Here is a 17,599-nt window from a genome sequence, read left to right as displayed (position 1 = left end):
ACCCGGGCCTGCCGATCGTGCTGATCACGGGCTTTGCCGAATACGATGCCGCCCAGGTGCAGGCGCTGGCGGTGCCGGTGCTGTCGAAACCCTGCCCCCTGCCCGAGCTGGCCCGGGCGATCCGCGGTGCCCTGCGCGCACGGGGTCGGGGGCCGCTGCTTTAGGTCGGGGCTGCGGCTTCGGGCCGCCGCGCGCCGGGCGGCCCCGACGGCGGGGTCAGCCGCGCCGGCGCAGGGGGCGCGGCGGGCGCGCGCTCAGCCGGCGGGCATTGGCGCGGGTGGCCTTGCGGATCGGCGCGATCCCGGCCAGCGCCGCAGCGGCCAGCCCCTTGTTGGAGAACAGCGCCCGCGCCGACATCTCGGTCGCGTGCAGGAAGACCGGCGGCTTTTCCAGCACCATCCGGGCGGCTTCCTCGGGCTTCATGGTGCCCGTCGACATCTGCATCACGCGCATCTGGATGACCGAAGCGGCGGAAATGGTCATCTGGTAGGTGCTGAGGGTGGCGGCCTGCCACTGGGCAAGCGTCTTGTAAAACGATCCGTACATGGGGGTCCTTACCCGGGTTGTCTCTGCTCAGGCCATCGGCGCGCTCCGGGAGGGGGGGCAGGCGCGGCGGCATGGGAACAAGTCCCGGCGGCCCGCTTGGTTCCCCGTCCCGGGACGCGCGCGGGCTGGTTCCGGTGCAGGATCGGGGCGAAACCTTGACGGTTCCTTGAAAATCTTCCGGTTGATGCCGTTGCGTCAGGTCATTGCCCCGTGCAGCGCCGAAAGGACGGCCGGGTCGGACATCTGGGTGACGTTGAAGCGCATGAAGCGGCCCGCCGTCCGGCCCGGGCTGAAGACATTGCCGGGGGCGAGGATGACGTTGCGCGCCGCCGCCGCACGGGCGACCTCTCCGGTGTCGCAGCCCTCCGGGAAGCGGGTCCAGAGGTAGAAACCGCCGCGCGGCAGGACCCAGGGCGTGATCCCCAGCGGGGCGAGCTGCGCCACGGCCTGGCGCCGGGCCCGGGCCAGCCGGCGGTGCAGCTGTGCCAGGTGCCGCCGGTAGCCGCCCTGCGCCAGAACCTGCCGCAGCACTTCGGTGGCCACCGGGCTGGGGCCACCGAAACTGGTGGCAACCTGCAGATCGGTCAGCGCCTCGATCCAGTCGGCCCGCCCGGCGATGTAGCCGCAGCGCACCGAGGCCGAGAGCGTCTTGGAGAAGCCGCCGATCCGCAGCACCCGCTCCAGCCCGTCGAGCACGGCCAGCCGGACCGAGGGCTCGGGTTCGAGATCGGCAAAGGTCTCGTCCTCGACGATGGTCAGGGGGTGGCCGGCGGCGAGGGTCAGCAGCCGCTGCGCGATCTGCGGCGACAGGGTGCCGCCGGTCGGGTTGTGCAGCGCGGAATTGGTCAGGTAGAGCCGGGGTCCCTGCGCCAGCGCCGCTTCGAAGGCGGCCAGGTCGGGCCCCTCGGGGGTGCGGGGCAGGCCCACGACCCGGACCTGGTGGCTGCGCAGCAGGGCGTGAAAGTTGAAATAGCCCGGATCGTCGACCAGCACCGTGTCGCCGGGCCGCAGCAGCAGCCGGCAGATCAGGTCCATCGCCTGGGAGGCCGAGGCGGTCAGCATCAGCTGGTCGGGGGTCAGCGCCAGGTGTTCCTCGGCGCAGCGGGCCAGCAGCAGGCGGCGCAGGCGGGGACAGCCCCGGGCGGGGGCGTAATCGGTCAGAACCGACGTTTCCGCCCGCGCCAGGGCCCGCAGCGCGCTGCGCATCGCGGCCTCGGGCAGCCAGTCGCCGGGCATCCAGCCGCAGCCCGGTTGCAGGGCCCCGGGCTGCGGATCGAGGGACTGGCGCGAGACCCAGAACGGATCCAGGTCGCGCGGGCGGGTGGGTTCCATCGCCGCCACCCGCAGCGGCGGCAGCTGGGCGGCCCGGGTCACGAAGAAGCCCGCGCCGCGCCGGGGCTGCAGCAGGCCCTCGGCGGTCAGCCGGTCATAGGCCTCGACCACGGTGGAGGGAGAGACCTGCATCTGCGCCGCCAGCCCCCGGATCGAGGGCATCCGGTCGCCGGGCCCAAGCGCCCGGGCGGCGATCCGGTCGCGCAGGCTGCGCACCAGCCGGTCGGTCTTGGTTCCGGGGCGGGGGGCTGTGGGCATCGGGTCTCCGGGAAACTGTATGGCAGATTGCACCGATACAGTTTGGTGAAATTGTATTGAATTGTTGCTGTTTAGCCGCCGCAGCGCCGCCTATCCAGACAAAAACGGAGACGCAGGCGCATGACACGGCACATGGATCGGAAACTGACGGGATGGGGCAGCGGGCTGCTGGGCGTGGTCATCTTCAGCGGATCGCTTCCGGCAACGCGGGTGGCAGTGGCAGATTTCATGCCGCTGTTCCTGACCGCGTCGCGGGGGATGATCGCGGCGCTCTGCGGGGCGCTTTGCCTGCTGGTCCTGCGCCAGGCCTGGCCCGGGCGACAGGACCTGCGCGGGCTGGCCATCGTGGCGGCGGGCGTGGTGATCGGCTTTCCGCTGCTGACGGCGCTGGCGCTGCAACATGTCACCGCCGCGCGGTCGGTGGTCTTCATCGGCCTGCTGCCGCTGTCGACGGCGCTGTTCGGGGTCTTGCGGGGGGGCGAACGGCCCCGCCCGGCCTTCTGGCTGTTCTCGGGGTTGGGGGCGGCAGTGGTGGCGGGGTTCGCCCTGTGGCAGGGCGGCGGCGGCGCGGGCCGGGGCGATCTGCTGATGCTGGCGGCGGTGGCGGTCTGCGGGCTGGGCTATGCCGAGGGCGGGCTGCTGTCGCGCCGGATGGGCGGCTGGCAGGTGATCTGCTGGGCGCTTCTCATGGCGGCCCCGGTCATGGCGGTGCTGGTGCTGGTCAGCTGGCCGGGCCAGTTCGCGCAGGTCACGCTGCCGGGCTGGCTGAGCCTGGGCTACGTGGGCCTGTTCAGCATGTTGGTGGGGTTCGTCTTCTGGTACCGGGGCCTGGCCCTGGGGGGCATCGCCGGGGTCGGACAGCTGCAGCTTCTGCAACCTTTCCTCGGGCTCGCGCTGGCGGCGCTGGTCCTGAAAGAGCCCGTCGCCTGGCCGATGGTCGGCTGCACCGGCGCCGTGGTGCTTTGCGTGTTGGGCGCCCGCCGCTATGCCTGAGCGCCGCCGGCCCGGGCGGCAGGCTTGACAACCGGGGGGCCGGCCCGCGATCTGGGGCTTCCCGTCCGGTCCCGCACCGGCATCCCCAGCCCGAGCGCAGACCATGCAGCTTCATCACGGCGCGATCCTGCTGTCCGCCGAAGACCTTCAACGGTTCTCCGGCTGCCCCCATGCCACCGCGCGCGATCTCGCGGCCCTGTCCGGTGTGGCCCAGCCCGGTGTGGCCCCGTCCGGTTTGTCCCAGTCCGGTGAGGTTGGCGCGGCCCCCGACCCTTCGGCGACGCGTGCCGCGCTGCGTGCCGGTCAGGCCGAGGTTTCGCAGCCGGTCTTCCTGGGCGGCGGCTGGATCGCACGGACCGATCTGGCGCGGCGCCACGCCGAGCCTTCGGAGCTGGGCGCTTTCAGCTACCGGCTGGAGCTGCGCAGCGAAGCAACCCCCGAAGCTGTCATCGATCTGGTGCTGGCCGCCGAACGGTTGGCCGCTTTGCAGGGCGGGACGCCCGGGACCGCGACGCTTGTGCTCCCGGACCGCCCGCCCGAGCCCCTGCGCCTGTCCGAGGTCCGCCATTATGTCCGCGATGCCTGCGCCCGGCTGGAGGCCTTCGTGGCCGACCCCGCGCCGACCCGCCCCGAACCCTGCGCGGCCTGTGCCGCCTGCTGCTGGGCCGGGGCCTGCGCGGCGGACTGGCGCACCCAGGACAGCCTGCATGGCGTCGGCGGCATCGCCCGCCGGCAGGTCGTCGCGCTGGAGGCCGCCGGGATCTCCACCCTCGCCGCGCTGGCCGACAGCTCCGGGCCGGTCGCGGGGATGGCCCCGGACGCATTGCAGCGGCTGCGGCAGCAGGCGCAGCTGCAGGTCGCGGGGCGCAGCGGGACCCCGCAGATCGCGCTGCGCCCCGAACGTCCGGGCCGGGGCCTGGCCGCGCTGCCGGCGCCTGCACCCGGCGATCTGGCCTATGCCTGCGCCGGGGCCGGGGCGCCCGTCCATGCGCTGCGCGACGCGGGCGGCGTGACGTTGCTGCATGATCCCGACCCGGCCCTTGGGCTGGCCCGGCTGGCCGACCGGCTGCGCGGGGCGCTGGAGGGCGCGCCGGAGGCCCGGATCTATCACCATGGCCCGGCGCCGGTGCAGGCGCTGCGGCGGCTGGTCGCCAGCCTGGGCACCGCCGAGGCGCTGCTGGATCGCCTGCTGCGCGAACAGCGTTTCGTCGATCTGGAGGCCGTGGCACGGGCAGGGCTGATGACTTCCGAACCGGGGTCCGCGCTGGAGGCACTGCCGCTGTTTCGCGCCGATCTTCCCGGTGCGGTGCCCCGCACCATGGATCCCGGCATTCCCGACGCCCTTGCCGAGGCCCTTGTGCAGGACTGCGACCGCATCCTGGGCCTGCGCGACTGGCTGGTTTCGGTCCGCCCCGAGGGGGCCTGGCCCCCGGCCCAGCCCGCTGCGCAGGCGCGCGAGGCCGAGGAGGAGGCCGAGACCGCCGCCCTGCGCCAGATGCTTGAGGCCGCCGATCTGCCCGCCGATCTGCGGGCCCTGCTCTTTGACCTGGGCCAGTTCCACACGCGTGAGGCCAAGCCCGCCTGGTGGGCGATCTTCGACAGTTTCGCCCGCGACGGCGCGGCGCTGATCGAGGATCTGGATGCGCTTGGCGGGCTGGTGGCGCTTGGCCCGGCAGAGCCGGTGAAACGCTCGGTCCGGCGGCACTACCGCTACCCGGCGCAGGAAAGCCGGATGCGTCCCGGCAGCGGGGCCAGCCTGCCGCAGGCGGAGGGCATGGCCTCGGTCACGATCGAGGCGCTGGACCGGTGGCGGCGCGAGGTGACGCTGAAGGTCGGCGCCGCGCGGGCCGGGTTGCTGGCCGACCGCCTCGACCTGCATCCGGACCGCCCGGTCAATGCCGGCGTGCTGGCCAGCGCCCTGCGCGATGTGATCGCCGACCGCTGCGGTCCGGGCCACTACCGCGCCGTCGCCGACCTGCTGGAACGCCGTGCCCCGCGCCTGTCGGGGACGGCGGCGCTGCTGGAGGGGACGGATCCGGTGCAGGCCATCGCCGGGGCCGTCGCGCGGATGCAGGAGACGGTGCTGCCGATCCAGGGCCCGCCCGGCACCGGCAAGACCCATGTCTCGGCCCGGGCGATCCTCGGGCTGGTGCGTGGCGGCGCGCGGGTCGGCATTGCCTCGAACAGCCACGAGGCGATCCGCAACCTGCTGAACGGTGTCGCCGCCGCCCTGGCCGAGGCGCCGCTGCCCGTGCCGCCGACGCTGGTGCACAAGCTGGGGGCCGGGCCCGACGGCTATGCGCCCGACAGCCCGGTGCAGCGCACCACCGACAATGCCCGCGCGGCGGCGGGCGGCGACATCGTCGGGGGCACCGCCTATTTCTTTGCCCGCGACGAGAACATCCAGGCCTTCGACTGGCTTTTCGTGGACGAGGCCGGCCAGGTCGGGCTGGCCAACATGGCCGCGATGGGCCGGGCCGCGCGCAACCTCGTGCTGGTGGGCGATCCGCGCCAGCTGCCGCAGGTGATCCAGGGCGCGCATCCGCCCCCGGCCGACCTGTCCTGCCTCGACTGGCTGCTGGGCGCAGAGACGACCTTTCCCCCCGATCGCGGCATCTTCCTGTCCGAGACCCGCCGGATGCATCCGCAGATCACCGATTACATCTCGGACCAGGTCTATGGCGGGCGGCTGGACAGCCATCCCGACACCGCCCTGCAGGGGCTGTCGCATCCCGGTTTCCCGGCCTCGGGGGCCTACTGGGTGCCGGTGTCCCATGCCGGCAATGCCCAGACCGCCCCGGAAGAGGTGACGGCGATCCGGGCGTGCTGCGCCGCGCTGCTGGCCGGGCAGTGGCAGGGCAAGACCGGTCCTGCGCGGCCCCTGCGCCCCGAGGACATCATTGTCGTCGCCCCCTACAACGCCCAGGTCAATGGCCTGCGCGAGGCCCTTCCGGAGGCGATCCGGGTCGGCACCGTCGATCGGTTCCAGGGCCAGGAGGCGCCGGTCTGCCTGGTCTCGATGACGGCCTCCTCGGCGGAAGAGACGGCGCGGGGCCTCGAATTCCTGGTCTCGCGCAACCGGATCAACGTGGCGGTGTCGCGGGCCAAGGGGCTGGCGCTGGTCTTCGGGGCGCCGCGCCTGCGCGCCGCGCGCTGCGAGACGCTGGAGCAGATGCGGCTGGTCAACACGCTCTGCGCCCTGCCGCCGTGGCAGGGCCCCTCGTTCTGAGCGCGCCGGATCAGCGGACGTGCCAGTCCGGGTCGGCGGCGACCAGCTCCACGGTATTGCCATCGGGATCACGGGTGAACAGGCCGCGCCAGCCGGCCCAGGGGAAGGCCTGCCAGCGCGCCTCGTGCCCGGCTTCGCGCAGCCAGGCTTCGGCCCGGGGCTGCTCCTCCCAGGGCAGGCTGAGCGCCAGGTGATGCAGCGAAGACCCCGCGCCGGTGGCCGGTGGATCCGTGTCGGGAGGGGCGGCGAAAAGCGCCAGAACGGCGACATGACCGCCATGGCTTTCGCCAAGGGCGAAGAAGGCGATCCCCTCTCCCGGGGTGCCGCGGGCCGAACCGCTCAGGCGCGGCAGGCCCAGCACCTGGCCGTAGAACCGCAGCATCGCGGGAAAGTCGCGGCAGCGCAGGGCGATCTCTCCCAGGGCGCGGGGGCGGAAGGGGCGGTCGGTCATGATCCTGCCTGAGTGGAAACCCGGAATGAGGGCAGGCTGGCAGCGTTTCGCGTCCGGCACAAGGCCCGGCCCGACCGGCGCGCAGGTCGGGCCGGGCTGACCCCGGGACGGATTTGACCTGCGCCGCGATCCGACCCAATCTTCGGGCTGCGGGGCTGCGCGCCCCCGGACCCCGCCGACCGGAGACCGACATGCTGCACGCCCGTATGCTGAGCTATCTCGACGAAGTCGCCCGCTGCGGCTCGATCCGCAAGGCGGCGAAGGGGCTCAACGTGTCGTCCACCTCGATCAACCGGCAGATCCTGGCGCTGGAGGCGCAGCTGGGCCAGCCGATCTTCGAGCGGATGCCGAACCGGCTGCGGCTGACCGCCGCCGGAGAGGTGCTGATCGAACATGTGCGCGAGACGCTGCGCAATTTCGAACGGCTGCAGCTGCGGCTTGACGGGCTGAAGGGGCTGCAGCGCGGGCAGCTCAAGGTGGCGACGACGCTGGGGCTGGCGGGCGGGCCGATCCCGGGCATCGTCCAGCGTTTCCTGGCGGATCATCCCGGCGCCACGCTGGACCTGCAGGCGCTTTTTGCGGACAACCTGCCAGGGTCCACCCTGTCGGGGGAAAGCGACCTGGCGCTCGGCTTCAACCTGCTGCCGCATCCGGGCCTGAAGACCGTGCTGCATTACGAGGTGCCGATCGGGCTGGTGGTGCACCGCGATCACGATCTGGCCGGCCAGTCCGAGGGGCGGGCGCACAACCTGATCGGCTACCCGCTGGTGCTGCCGGCAAAGAACATGACGCTGCGCTCCTTCATCGACATTGCCCTGGCGCGGCTGCCCGACATGCCCGTCCCGGTGGTCGAGACCAACTCGATCGAGATGCTGAAGCAGCTGTTGCGCGACGGGGTCTCGGTCTCCTTGCTGAACCCGCTCGACGTCGGAGAAGAGATCGCCCGGGGCGAGCTGCGCTACCTGCCGCTGCGCCCGGCGACGACCCAGACGCTGAAGCTGGTGGCGCGCAGCAAGGGCATGATCGATCCGCTGACCAGCCGCTTCATCGAACATCTGCGGCGCGAGCTGGACGCGCTGATGGCGGGGCAGGGCGGGTGAAGGGTGATGCCTGAAACGTCTCGCCCCGAGATGAAAATGATGGTTTGAGGATCTCACCCCAGGGCTTAGTCAGGCCGCGAACAGGGCCGGGCCGAACGGGGGCGATCACATGAGCAAGCACATGGGCGACCATTTTTACTGGGAAGAGTACACCGCGCAGGAGTTCGGCCGCCTGGCGGCGGAGGATGCCATCGCGATCCTGCCCATTGCCGCGACCGAACAGCATGGTCCGCATCTGCCGGTGGCCACCGACAGCGCCATCGCGCGCGGCATGCTGGAGCGGCTGGCGCGGGCGCTGCCCGAGGGGCTGCGCGCCGTGGTGCTGCCGGTGCAGCAGGTCGGCAAGTCCAACGAACATATCCGCAGTGCTGGCACCCTGACGCTGCCCCCCGAGGTGCTGATCGCCGCCTGGACCGCCCTTGGCGAGGGGGTGCACCGCGCGGGTCTGCGCAAGATGGTCATCGTGAATTCCCACGGCGGCAACAACCAGGTCATGGACATCGTCGCCCGCGCGCTGCGCGAGAAACTCGACATGATGGTGGTGACCACCCAGTGGAACCGCTTCGGCGTGCCCGAGGGCAGCGTCGAGGCCGATGAGCTGCGGTGGGGCGTCCATGCCGGGCTGGTCGAAACCTCCCTGATGATGGCCTTCCGGCCAGACCTCGTGCGTCATGACCAGCTGCGCGACTTCCCGTCCGCCAGCGCCCGGCTGGAGCGCGACTTCAAGCACCTTCGGCTGACCGGCAAGCACAACATGGCCTGGATCATCCAGGACGTGAATGCCGATGGCGCGGTCGGCAATGCCTCGGGCGGCTCTGCCGAGCTGGGAGAGCGGATCGTGGCGCACCAGGTGGCCGGCATGGTCGAGCTGCTGCGCGAGATCGCCCGCTACACGCCCGTACCCGGCCCGTCCGCCGCCGTCCCCCGTACCGGAGAACCGGCATGACCCCCGACGTGATCAGGGCGCTGCGCCAGGACCTTGAGGGCATCACCCTGGTCCGGGAGGAGGCGCTGCGCACCAACAGCCGCGATTTCTACTGGTTCTCGCCGATCCTGCGCGAGGAGTTGGACGACAAGCTGCCCGACCTGCTGGCGATCCCCGAAACGCGTGAAGACCTGGGCCGCATCCTGTCGGCCTGCGCCCGGCGCGGCGTGCCGGTCACCGTGCGCGGCGGTGGTACCGGCAATTACGGCCAGTCGGTGCCGCTGGAGGGCGGCGTGCTGATCAACATGACCCGGCTGCGCAGGGTGGTCTCGGTCGAGGGCGGTGTCGGACGGTTCGAAGCCGGCTGCCGGTTGCTCAACATCGACCGCGAGATCGCGCCCACGGGATGGGAGCTGCGGCTCTTCCCCTCGACCCGCCGCCTGGCAACGCTGGGCGGTTACATCGCGGGCGGGGCCGGGGGCGTCGGCTCCTGCACCTGGGGCCAGCTGTCGGACACCGGGGCGATCCTGGGGGTGCAGCTGATGACCGTGGAGGAGACGCCGCGCCTGATCGAACTGCGCGACCGCGACGTGCTGAAGGTCCAGCATGCCTACGGGCTGAACGGCGTGATCACCGAGGTCGAGATGCCGCTGGCGCCGAAATACCCCTGGGCCGAGGAGATCCTGGCCTTCGACAGCCTGACCGAGGCCGCAGCCTTCGCGGCGCAGTTCACCAATACGGAGGCCATCGTCAAGAAACTGGTCTCGGTCCATCATGCCGGCGCGGTGCGCTACCTCGAAAAGCTCTCGGGCGTGGTGCCGGCCGGAAAGGCCATCGTGATCGTGATGGTCAATGCCGCCCAGGCGCCCGCGACCCGGGCCATGGCGGCCGCACATGGCGGGGCATCGGTCTACGCCCGCGACGCGGCTGCCGCCGAGGCCGCAGCCTTCGAGAACAAGGGCGCGCTGCCGCCGCTCTACGAATTCTGCTGGAACCACACCACCTGGCACGCGATCAAGATCGACCCGGCGCTCAGCTATCTGCAGATCCGCTTCCCCCAGGGAGAGGAAGCGCGCCTGATCGCTCTTCTGGAACGCGATTTCGCCGAGGATCTGGTGCTGCATTTCGAATTCCAGCGCAAGTTCGGCAAGCTGATGGTCTCGGGTCTGCCGATCTTCCGCTACCGCGACCGCGCGGCGCTGGACGGGCTGCTGGCGCGGCTTCAGGCGATCGGCATCGAGCTGTCGAACCCGCATACCTGCAAGCTGTCGGCGGCGGGCTGGAAACAGGTCGACGCGCCCCAGGCCGAGTTCAAGCGCGAGGCCGATCCGCTGGGCCTGATGAACCCGGGCAAGCTGGCGGCAGACTGAAAGGCGGGCGCCGGGGGGCGCCGCAAAGGCACATCAGAGAGGTACGAGAATGATCAAGTCCTGGAAGGTTTCCGTCCTGGCCGCGACCCTGCTGGGAAGCTGCCTGCTGACGACCGCCGCGCAGGCCGCGGATGCGGTGAACGTGCGCTTCTCCTGGAAACTGAAGGGGGAATACGCGGGCTTCTATGTCGCCAAGGAACAGGGGCTGTTCGCCGATCAGGGGCTGGACGTGCACCTGGGCGAGGGCGCGGGATCTTCCGCGGCACTCTCGGGGCTGGTCCAGGGCGAGGAAGACCTGGTGGTGATGCCGGGTGTCTTCGCTCTTTCGGCGATCTCCCAGGGGATGCCGGTGAAGATCGTCGCGCTCTACCACCCGGCGGCGCCGCTGGGCATCCTCAGCTTCCCCGACAACCCGGTAAGGACCCCCGCCGATCTTGAGGGCAAGTCGCTGCCGACCTCGCCCGGGGACACCGTGACCAGCTACCTGCCGGTGTTCTGCAAGATCAACCAGATCGACTGCGGCAAGATCAAGCTGGTCTCGCTCAACACCGATGCCCGCACCTCGATGTTCATGACCAAAAGGATCGACGCCATCGGCTCCTATCTGAACGTCGATGCGCCGATCCTCGACAGCATGGTCAAGACGCCCTTCGTGCGGCTGGACCTGGCCAAGTACGGCCTGGTGCTGCCGGGTCTGGCCGTCGTGGCCTCCGACAAGGTGATTGCCGACAAGCCCGGGATGGTGACCCGCTTCCTCAGCGCGCTCAACCAAGGCACCGAGGTCGCGATCCGCGATCCGCAAGAGGCGGCCAAGGACATCAGCAAGGACTGGGCCGCCCCGCCCAAGCCCGCGATCCTGGTCGCGCAGATCAAGGCCACGACCGCCGCGATCCCGGTGACCGAGGGCAAGCCGATGGGCTATGTCCAGGAGGCCGCCCTGACCCAGGCGCTGACGCTGCTTTCGGGTGCCGACAGCGACATGAAGGTCCTGCCGGTGGCCGATTACTACACCAATGCACTGCTGCCCTGAGACGGCGGCGGAGAAAGGACATGACTATGGCACGGGCGGATCAGCCTGCGGCGGCCCCCGGGCGGGGCACCGACCATAGCCGGGCAGAAAGGATGCGCCGCCGCCGGCGCATCCGCACCCTCGAGAAGCTGGCGGCGCCGGTCCTCGGGCTGGTGCTTCTGGGAATCTGGGAGCTTTGCGTGCGCGTCTTCGATGTCAGCACCTTCATCCTGCCGCCGCCCTCGGCGATCCTGCTGCGGCTGGTCTCGGACTGGCAGCTGTTCCTCGGGCAGGGGGTGACCACCGCCATCGAGATCTCGGTGGGCTTCGCCATGGCGGTGCTGGCCGGGGTGATCATCGCGCTCTGCATCTTCTATTCCCGCATCGTCGAGGTCGCCGTCTATCCGCTGCTGATCGCGCTGCAGACCGTGCCGAAGGTGGCGCTGGCGCCGCTGGTGGTGCTGTATTTCGGCTATGGCTGGGGGCCGAAGATCTTCCTGGCCTTCCTGATCTCCTTCTTCGCGATCCTGGTGCCGACGGTCGTCGGCCTGAAGGAACTGAACCCGGGATTCGCCAACCTCGCCAAGTCGATGGGGGCCAGCGAACGCCAGGTGTTCTTCAAGATCCGTCTGCCGGCGGCGCTGCCGAACATCTTCGGCGGGCTGAAGGTCGGGCTGACGCTGTCGGTCATAGGCGCGGTGATCGGCGAATATGTCGCCGCCGAGCGCGGCCTGGGCTACCTGCAATTGCAGGCCAATGCCAATTTCGACACCACGCTGAACTTTGCCTCGGTCTTCGCGATCGCCCTGCTGGGCCTGGCGTTCTATGCCATCCTGCGGCTGATCGAGGATCTGGCAATGGGCAAGATGCGCTGAGGAGCTGGCCATGACATCCGAACTGACCCGTGATCAGGCCGGCCCCACCGGCGTTTCCGTCCGCCTCGGCGCCGTGGTGAAGGAATTCGAGACCGAGACCGGAGAGCTGATCCGCGCGCTCGACGGGCTGTCGCTGGATGTGGCCGCGGGCGAATTCATCGCCATTGTCGGCCCCAGCGGCTGCGGCAAGAGCACGCTGCTGAACATCCTCGCGGGGCTGGATCGGGCCAGCACCGGCCTGGTCGAGATCGGCGGCGCCCCGGCACGCGGGCCCCATCCCGAGGCCGGTGTGGTGTTCCAGTCCGACTATCTGCTGCCCTGGCGCAGCGTCCTCGACAACGTGCTCCTGCCGATCGAGATCAAGGGCCTGGACCGCAAGGCCCATGTCCCGGCGGCGGAACAGCTGTTGGCGGATGTCGGGCTGGCCGGTTTCGGCGCCAAGAAGCCGAGCGAACTGTCGGGGGGGATGCGCCAGCGGGCCGGGATCTGCCGGGCGATCATCCAGAAGCCCGGTCTTCTGCTGATGGACGAACCCTTCGGGGCGCTGGACGCGCTGACCCGCGAACAGATGATCATCGACCTTCAGGCACTGTGGCTGCGGCTGGGCAACACCGTGATCTTCATCACCCACGGCATCGACGAGGCCGTCTTCCTGGCCGACCGGGTGATCGTGCTGTCGCCGCGCCCGGGGCGGATCGACCTGGACCTGAAGGTCGACATGGCGCGCCCGCGGCAATGGGCCGAAGCCCACGCCGATCCGGAGTTCCAGCGCTGCATCGGCGAGGTTCGCCGCTGTTTCGAACGCCGGGGCGTGCTGCACCGCGCCCAGGGCTGAGCCCGCCTTGGGCCCGGCGGCGCTGCGGCGGGCCGGGCCGAAGATTGCGAAATGCCAATCTTGGCGTCATCCGCAGGCGAGGAACGGGACCCAGATCGGGATCGGACCTGATCACAACCCGAAAGGATTGCCTGATGAAACGCCGTCTGCCGCTGAGCCTGCTTCCGCTGACCGTCGCCGGAAGCCTTGCCGGAACCCTGGCCTGGGCCGCCGAAGGCCCGGGCGATGCCCCCCGCACCTGGCCCCTGCGGGCCGAGATCGCCCGGCCCGCCGGCCCCGCGCGCACCTGGATCATCGATCCAGAGCGCGCCACGGTCAGCGAACTGCCCGCCCGGGCCCTGCGGGACTGACAGCGCCGCCCGGGATCGCTAGAACGGGAGCGGAGCGCCGCCCGGGCGGTCCGCGCAACGGAGGCTGCGATGCATATTCTGGTCATCGAGGATGACGTCACCACCGGGGATTACGTGGCCGGCGGCCTGCGCGCCGAGGGCCATGTGGTCGACCTGTTCGACGACGGGCGCGCCGGCCTCGTGCAGGCGATGTCGGGGGAATACGACGTCATGGTGCTGGACCGGATGGTGCCCAATGTCGACGGCATGTCGATCCTGCGCACCCTCCGGGCCTCGAAGAACCCGGTGCCGGTGCTGCTGCTGACCTCGCTCGACGGGATCGAGGACCGGATTGCCGGGCTCAATGCGGGGGCCGACGACTACCTCGTGAAACCCTTCGCCTTCGGAGAGCTTTCGGCGCGGCTGAATGCGCTGGCGCGCCGTCCGCCGCCCTCGGACGAACCCACCGTGCTGCGCGCCCGCGACCTGGAAATGAACCTGCTGTCGCGCCGTGTCACCCGTGCGGGCCAAGAGATCGACCTCCAGCCCCGGGAATTTGCCCTGCTCGAACACCTGCTGCGCCGCAAGGGCCGGGTGCAGACCCGCACCATGCTGCTGGAATCCGTCTGGGACATCCATTTCGATCCCCAGACCAACGTGGTGGAAAGCCACATGAGCCGCCTGCGCGGCAAGGTCGACAAGCCCTTCGATACCCACCTGATCGAGACGGTGCGCGGCTCGGGCTACCGGATCTGCGCATGAGGGCGCTGCGCTCCACGCCGCTGCGCCTGGCGGTGGCGCTGATCGCCGTCTTCGCGGTCTTCCTGGCGGCGGGGCTGGGCACCGCCTACGTGCTGATGCACCGCACCCTCAGCGCCGAGATCGACGGCCGTGCCTTGCAGGTGGTGGCCGAGCTGCGTGCCATAGGCCGCCCCGAGGAACGCCTGGAACGGGTGCAGGAAATCGCCGCGACCTCGCGCCCCGATACGCTGCTGATTCGCCTTGAGACCGGCGGCGACAGTATCGGAAACCTGCCCGAGAGCCTGGATGCGGCCAGCCTGCGCGATGGCGGGCTGCTTTCGGGCCATGCGCTGCCCCTGGCCCATCCCGCCGACAGCTACCGGATCCTTCTGGCCACGCTGCCGGAGGGCCGGGTGGCGGTGCTGGTCGGGCGCCGTGCCCTCTCCGAGCTGAACGAGATCTTCCTGGCGATCCTGGGGTTCAGCTTCCTGCCGGCGCTGGCGATCACGTCGGGGCTGGCCATCGTCGTGGTGCGCCGTACCGGGCGCCGGGTCGAGGCGATCCGGGGCACGTTGCAGGCGCTCAGCGCCGGGCGGCTGACGGCGCGGGTCGGCGGGACCCCTCCCGATACCGATCTGGGCGACATCGCCCGCGACCTTGACCGCATGGCCAGTGCCCAGGAAGCCGCGACGGAGGCCCTGCGCCAGATCGGCTCGGACATCGCCCATGACCTGAAGACACCGATCCAGCGGGTCGCCGTGCATCTGGAACGGGTCGGGGCAGAGGCTCTGCCGGTTCCGGCGCGGACCTCCCTTGATGCGGCGCAGGCCGAGACGGCGGGGATCATCGGCACTTTCCAGTCGCTGCTGCAGATCGCCCAGCTGGAGGGCGGGCAGGGGCGCCACGGCTTTGCCCCGGTCGACCTGGGCGCGCTGGTGCGGGACATGGCCGAAATCTACGCCCCGGCGGTGGAGGAGGCGGGGGCGCGGCTGGACTGCAGCGTCACCGCGCCGCGGCCCGTTGCCGGCGATCGCCACCTTCTGGCCCGGCTGATTGCCAACCTTGTGGAAAACGCCCTGCGCCATGCCCCGGGCACCCCGATCCGGCTGGCGCTGGAGGGCCGGGTCCTGAGCGTCAGCGACGGCGGTCCGGGGATCCCGGAGGCGCGCCGCGAGGATGTTCTGCGGCGGCTGGTCCGGCTGGAAGCCAGCCGCAGCACGCCCGGATCGGGGCTGGGGCTGGCGCTGGTCAAGGCGATTGCCGACCAGCATGGCGCCGCCCTCGGCCTGGAGGACGCCGAGGGCGGGGGCCTGCGCGTGCGGCTGGTCTTTCCTGCCGGCGGAGAGCAGCCGGAGGTCTGAGCGCCGCCACGTCTTCCGGGGCCCGGCCCGTGTCCGACCGGCCCCGGCGGCATCTGCAGGGCTTACTGCGGCATCCGCACCCGGATCACCGGGCCGTCCCGCCAGCCCGCGCCGTGCATCGCCTGCATCTGCGCCTCGGCGCGTTTGAGAAGCACCGGCGCGGCGATCCGGGCGGCCAGCATCGCCACCGCGCCGATCACGGCGGTCACCAGCAGTGCGACCAGGCCGAAGCCCAGCCCGGCAAGGCCCACCGCGGCCATCAGCAGGGCGGCGCATGTCATCTTGATCCGTTCCATGTTCAGGACCTCCTGTCCCTTGTTGCGGTCATGAGGAACAGATGGGGGGCCGGTCCTGCGATCTCCTGACCGCAACATTGGGAAATCGTAATCTTCGGGCAAGGCGGCTGGAAGCTGGCCGGGACAAAACGGGACAGCGCCGCTTCCGGCGCGGTCCCGGTCTTGCCAGAGAGTTCAGCCATGTCCGTTTCCCCGTCTTCCCGTCCCCCGCTTGCCACGCGCCACGCGCTGCCGACCCGGCTGCTTCATGCCGGGCTGGCGCTGGCCATCCTGGTGCAGCTGCTGACCTCGCTCGGCATGGAGCCCGAGGAACATGGCCACGCGGGTAACCTGCTCTACACGTTCCACGAGCTGGGCGGCCTTGCCTCTCTGGGGTTGGTGCTGGCCTTCTGGCTGTGGACCCTGGCGCGGCGGCGCGGCAGCGCGCCGGGGGCGTTGTTCCCCTGGCTCTCGGCGCGGCGGCGCGGGCTTCTGGGGGCGGATATCGGCCAGCACCTGCGGCAGCTGAGCCGCCTGCGTTTTCCCGAACACGGTCCCGAGACGCCGCTGGCCTCGGCGGTGCATGGTCTGGGCCTGTGCCTGATGACGGTGATGGCCGCGACCGGCACGCTCTACCTGCTGTCGGGCGCCCCCGATCCCGAGGCCGCAGGCGCCATCATGCTGATCCACAAGGCGCTGGCGAACCTGGTCTGGGCTTATCTGATCGGCCATGCCGCCATGGCCGTGCTGGCCCATCTGTTGAGCGGCTTCGACATCCGCGAGATGTGGTCGCTTGATGCGCGCACAAAGGCCCCCGCCGATCTGCCGCCAAGGGCCCCGGGCGCCTGAAGGGCGCCGCCGCCACGGGAATGGGCGTCCGGCCCGGCCTTCCCCCGGGCCGGGCCCGCGCACGGCTTCCAAGCGCTGCCGGCAGGGTCTAGGATTTCGCCGAAGCGCTGCGAAAAATGCAGCACCCGGACGGCGGAGACAGGGATGCGGCACCTCAAGGACTTCCACTACATCGAGGCGGTGATGCGGGTCGGGTCGATCCGCAAGGCGGCGGATGACATGAACATCACCGCCTCGGCACTGAACCGGCGCATTCAGCGCTTTGAGGAGGATTTCGGCTACGAGATCTTCGAACGCCTGCCGCGAGGCGTGCGGCTGAACACCGCCGGAGAGATGCTGGTGCAGCACTTCCGCGCCCAGAACTCGGATCTGAAGCGGGTGCAGAGCCAGCTGGCCGATCTGTCGGGCGAGCGGCGCGGCCATGTCACCATCGCCTGTTCCCAGGCCCTCAGCCCTTATTTCCTGCCCGCCCGCATCGCCGCCTACCGGGGGGCCCATCCCGGGGTCACCTTCCGGGTCAAGATCCGCGACCGTGCCGCCGCCGAGGAAGAGCTGACCAGCTTCCGCAGCGACCTTGCCCTGGTGCTTGAGCCGGTGCACCTGGTCGATTTCGAAGTGCTGATGGCCGTGCCCCAGGTGATCCACGCGGTGATGCGCAGCGCCCATCCCCTGGCCGCCGAGCCCGAGCTGCGGCTGCGCCAATGCCTTGATTTCCCCTATATCCTGCCGTCCTCGGACTATGCGGTGCGCGATCTGATGGAACGCGCGCTGGCGGGGGCCTCGCGCACGCTCAGCCCGCTGATCGAGGCCGACAGCTTCGATTTCATGCGCCATTACGTGGCCCATGAGGACGTGCTGTCCTTCCAGATCCCGATCGGGCTGCGGCTGGGGCCGGACAGCGGCCTGATCTCGCGGCCCATCGCCACCCGTGACCTGGCGCCCGCCGCGCTGCTGCTGGGACAGATGAAGGGGCGCACCCTGCCCATCGCCTCGGCCAAGTTCGCCCAGGACCTGGGCCGAGAAATGCGCGCCCTGCCGGCCTGACCCCGGACCGGTGCATTTTCGGAAGCGGAGTTGGGATTTTTTAGCAGACGTCAGCAGCGCTCGGGCTGGCTACAGTC

17 protein-coding genes are annotated in these 17,599 nt (G+C 70.5%); 13 read left to right on the top strand and 4 right to left on the bottom strand.

Annotation, left to right across the window (positions count from 1 at the left end):
• Nucleotides 1-216 precede the first annotated feature (216 nt).
• On the bottom strand, nucleotides 217-546 hold the full coding sequence (locus KM176_RS15310; protein WP_160894808.1) for a hypothetical protein: 330 nt from the start codon (nucleotides 544-546) through the stop codon (nucleotides 217-219).
• 195 nt (nucleotides 547-741) lie between these two features.
• A complete protein-coding gene (locus KM176_RS15305; RefSeq protein WP_160894809.1) occupies nucleotides 742-2,136 on the bottom strand; it encodes an aminotransferase-like domain-containing protein in 1,395 nt (464 codons plus the stop codon).
• A 132-nt stretch (nucleotides 2,137-2,268) separates the two neighbouring features.
• On the opposite strand from KM176_RS15305, the gene KM176_RS15300 reads away from it, so the two are divergent.
• Entirely contained in the window at nucleotides 2,269-3,129 is an 861-nt protein-coding gene (locus KM176_RS15300) for a DMT family transporter (protein ID WP_160894810.1), read from the top strand.
• A 103-nt stretch (nucleotides 3,130-3,232) separates the two neighbouring features.
• Nucleotides 3,233-6,358 carry a bifunctional RecB family nuclease/DEAD/DEAH box helicase gene (locus KM176_RS15295; protein ID WP_160894811.1) on the top strand — a complete coding sequence of 1,042 codons (3,126 nt, stop codon included), beginning with the start codon at nucleotides 3,233-3,235 and terminating at the stop codon, nucleotides 6,356-6,358.
• A gap of 10 nt (nucleotides 6,359-6,368) precedes the next feature.
• Here the strand turns inward: KM176_RS15295 and KM176_RS15290 are convergent, their stop codons facing one another.
• On the bottom strand, nucleotides 6,369-6,809 hold the full coding sequence (locus KM176_RS15290; protein WP_160894812.1) for a VOC family protein: 441 nt from the start codon (nucleotides 6,807-6,809) through the stop codon (nucleotides 6,369-6,371).
• 191 nt (nucleotides 6,810-7,000) lie between these two features.
• Here KM176_RS15290 and KM176_RS15285 point away from each other — a divergent pair, with 191 nt between their 5' ends.
• From KM176_RS15285 to KM176_RS15245, 9 genes are all read left to right on the top strand, one after another.
• Nucleotides 7,001-7,909, top strand: a complete 909-nt coding sequence (locus KM176_RS15285; RefSeq protein WP_160894813.1) for a LysR family transcriptional regulator — start codon at nucleotides 7,001-7,003, stop codon at nucleotides 7,907-7,909.
• A gap of 121 nt (nucleotides 7,910-8,030) precedes the next feature.
• Nucleotides 8,031-8,855, top strand: a complete 825-nt coding sequence (locus KM176_RS15280; protein ID WP_160894814.1) for a creatininase family protein — start codon at nucleotides 8,031-8,033, stop codon at nucleotides 8,853-8,855.
• Nucleotides 8,852-10,204, top strand: a complete 1,353-nt coding sequence (locus KM176_RS15275; RefSeq protein ID WP_160894815.1) for an FAD-binding oxidoreductase — start codon at nucleotides 8,852-8,854, stop codon at nucleotides 10,202-10,204. Before KM176_RS15280 ends, KM176_RS15275 begins: the two co-directional genes overlap by 4 nt.
• A gap of 49 nt (nucleotides 10,205-10,253) precedes the next feature.
• The gene (locus KM176_RS15270) at nucleotides 10,254-11,234 is read left to right on the top strand and encodes an ABC transporter substrate-binding protein (RefSeq protein ID WP_160894816.1); all 981 of its coding nucleotides are present in this window, start codon (nucleotides 10,254-10,256) and stop codon (nucleotides 11,232-11,234) included.
• A gap of 20 nt (nucleotides 11,235-11,254) precedes the next feature.
• Nucleotides 11,255-12,088, top strand: coding sequence for an ABC transporter permease (locus KM176_RS15265; protein WP_202397834.1), 834 nt, complete (start codon nucleotides 11,255-11,257; stop codon nucleotides 12,086-12,088).
• Nucleotides 12,089-12,098: 10 nt separating this feature from the next.
• The gene (locus tag KM176_RS15260) at nucleotides 12,099-12,923 is read left to right on the top strand and encodes an ABC transporter ATP-binding protein (protein ID WP_160894817.1); all 825 of its coding nucleotides are present in this window, start codon (nucleotides 12,099-12,101) and stop codon (nucleotides 12,921-12,923) included.
• 134 nt (nucleotides 12,924-13,057) lie between these two features.
• On the top strand, nucleotides 13,058-13,273 hold the full coding sequence (locus tag KM176_RS15255) for a hypothetical protein (protein WP_160894818.1): 216 nt from the start codon (nucleotides 13,058-13,060) through the stop codon (nucleotides 13,271-13,273).
• Between the two features lie 69 nt (nucleotides 13,274-13,342).
• Nucleotides 13,343-14,014, top strand: coding sequence for a winged helix-turn-helix domain-containing protein (locus tag KM176_RS15250; protein ID WP_160894819.1), 672 nt, complete (start codon nucleotides 13,343-13,345; stop codon nucleotides 14,012-14,014).
• Nucleotides 14,011-15,354: a sensor histidine kinase gene (locus KM176_RS15245; protein ID WP_215558793.1), complete on the top strand. Its 1,344-nt coding sequence runs from the start codon at nucleotides 14,011-14,013 to the stop codon at nucleotides 15,352-15,354. The genes KM176_RS15250 and KM176_RS15245 overlap by 4 nt, the downstream gene beginning before the upstream one ends.
• Nucleotides 15,355-15,416: 62 nt before the next feature.
• On the opposite strand, the gene KM176_RS15240 is transcribed toward KM176_RS15245, so the two are convergent.
• The gene (locus KM176_RS15240) at nucleotides 15,417-15,650 is read right to left on the bottom strand and encodes a hypothetical protein (protein ID WP_160894617.1); all 234 of its coding nucleotides are present in this window, start codon (nucleotides 15,648-15,650) and stop codon (nucleotides 15,417-15,419) included.
• A 180-nt stretch (nucleotides 15,651-15,830) separates the two neighbouring features.
• On the opposite strand from KM176_RS15240, the gene KM176_RS15235 reads away from it, so the two are divergent.
• Complete coding sequence (locus tag KM176_RS15235) at nucleotides 15,831-16,478, top strand: cytochrome b/b6 domain-containing protein (RefSeq protein WP_160894618.1); 648 nt, start codon at nucleotides 15,831-15,833, stop codon at nucleotides 16,476-16,478.
• Nucleotides 16,479-16,622: 144 nt separating this feature from the next.
• Complete coding sequence (locus tag KM176_RS15230) at nucleotides 16,623-17,522, top strand: LysR family transcriptional regulator (protein ID WP_160894619.1); 900 nt, start codon at nucleotides 16,623-16,625, stop codon at nucleotides 17,520-17,522.
• Nucleotides 17,523-17,599 lie beyond the last annotated feature (77 nt).

This window comes from Pseudooceanicola endophyticus (genome assembly GCF_018760365.1).
In the GTDB taxonomy this organism is placed as follows: Bacteria; Pseudomonadota; Alphaproteobacteria; order Rhodobacterales; family Rhodobacteraceae; genus Pseudooceanicola; species Pseudooceanicola endophyticus.
This window is presented reverse-complemented; position numbering and strand designations above follow the sequence as displayed.

Bases quoted from the DNA above. Each gene is read 5' to 3' on its own strand.
- KM176_RS15290 (WP_160894812.1), bottom strand. From the start codon at position 6,809: ATGACCGACCGCCCCTTCCGCCCCCGCGCCCTGGGAGAGATCGCCCTG.
- KM176_RS15270 (WP_160894816.1), top strand. From the start codon at position 10,254: ATGATCAAGTCCTGGAAGGTTTCCGTCCTGGCCGCGACCCTGCTGGGA.
- KM176_RS15305 (WP_160894809.1), bottom strand. From the start codon at position 2,136: ATGCCCACAGCCCCCCGCCCCGGAACCAAGACCGACCGGCTGGTGCGC.
- KM176_RS15275 (WP_160894815.1), top strand. From the start codon at position 8,852: ATGACCCCCGACGTGATCAGGGCGCTGCGCCAGGACCTTGAGGGCATC.
- KM176_RS15295 (WP_160894811.1), top strand. From the start codon at position 3,233: ATGCAGCTTCATCACGGCGCGATCCTGCTGTCCGCCGAAGACCTTCAA.
- KM176_RS15235 (WP_160894618.1), top strand. From the start codon at position 15,831: ATGTCCGTTTCCCCGTCTTCCCGTCCCCCGCTTGCCACGCGCCACGCG.
- KM176_RS15240 (WP_160894617.1), bottom strand. From the start codon at position 15,650: ATGGAACGGATCAAGATGACATGCGCCGCCCTGCTGATGGCCGCGGTG.
- KM176_RS15250 (WP_160894819.1), top strand. From the start codon at position 13,343: ATGCATATTCTGGTCATCGAGGATGACGTCACCACCGGGGATTACGTG.
- KM176_RS15310 (WP_160894808.1), bottom strand. From the start codon at position 546: ATGTACGGATCGTTTTACAAGACGCTTGCCCAGTGGCAGGCCGCCACC.
- KM176_RS15300 (WP_160894810.1), top strand. From the start codon at position 2,269: ATGGATCGGAAACTGACGGGATGGGGCAGCGGGCTGCTGGGCGTGGTC.
- KM176_RS15255 (WP_160894818.1), top strand. From the start codon at position 13,058: ATGAAACGCCGTCTGCCGCTGAGCCTGCTTCCGCTGACCGTCGCCGGA.
- KM176_RS15265 (WP_202397834.1), top strand. From the start codon at position 11,255: ATGACTATGGCACGGGCGGATCAGCCTGCGGCGGCCCCCGGGCGGGGC.
- KM176_RS15245 (WP_215558793.1), top strand. From the start codon at position 14,011: ATGAGGGCGCTGCGCTCCACGCCGCTGCGCCTGGCGGTGGCGCTGATC.
- KM176_RS15260 (WP_160894817.1), top strand. From the start codon at position 12,099: ATGACATCCGAACTGACCCGTGATCAGGCCGGCCCCACCGGCGTTTCC.
- KM176_RS15285 (WP_160894813.1), top strand. From the start codon at position 7,001: ATGCTGCACGCCCGTATGCTGAGCTATCTCGACGAAGTCGCCCGCTGC.
- KM176_RS15280 (WP_160894814.1), top strand. From the start codon at position 8,031: ATGGGCGACCATTTTTACTGGGAAGAGTACACCGCGCAGGAGTTCGGC.
- KM176_RS15230 (WP_160894619.1), top strand. From the start codon at position 16,623: ATGCGGCACCTCAAGGACTTCCACTACATCGAGGCGGTGATGCGGGTC.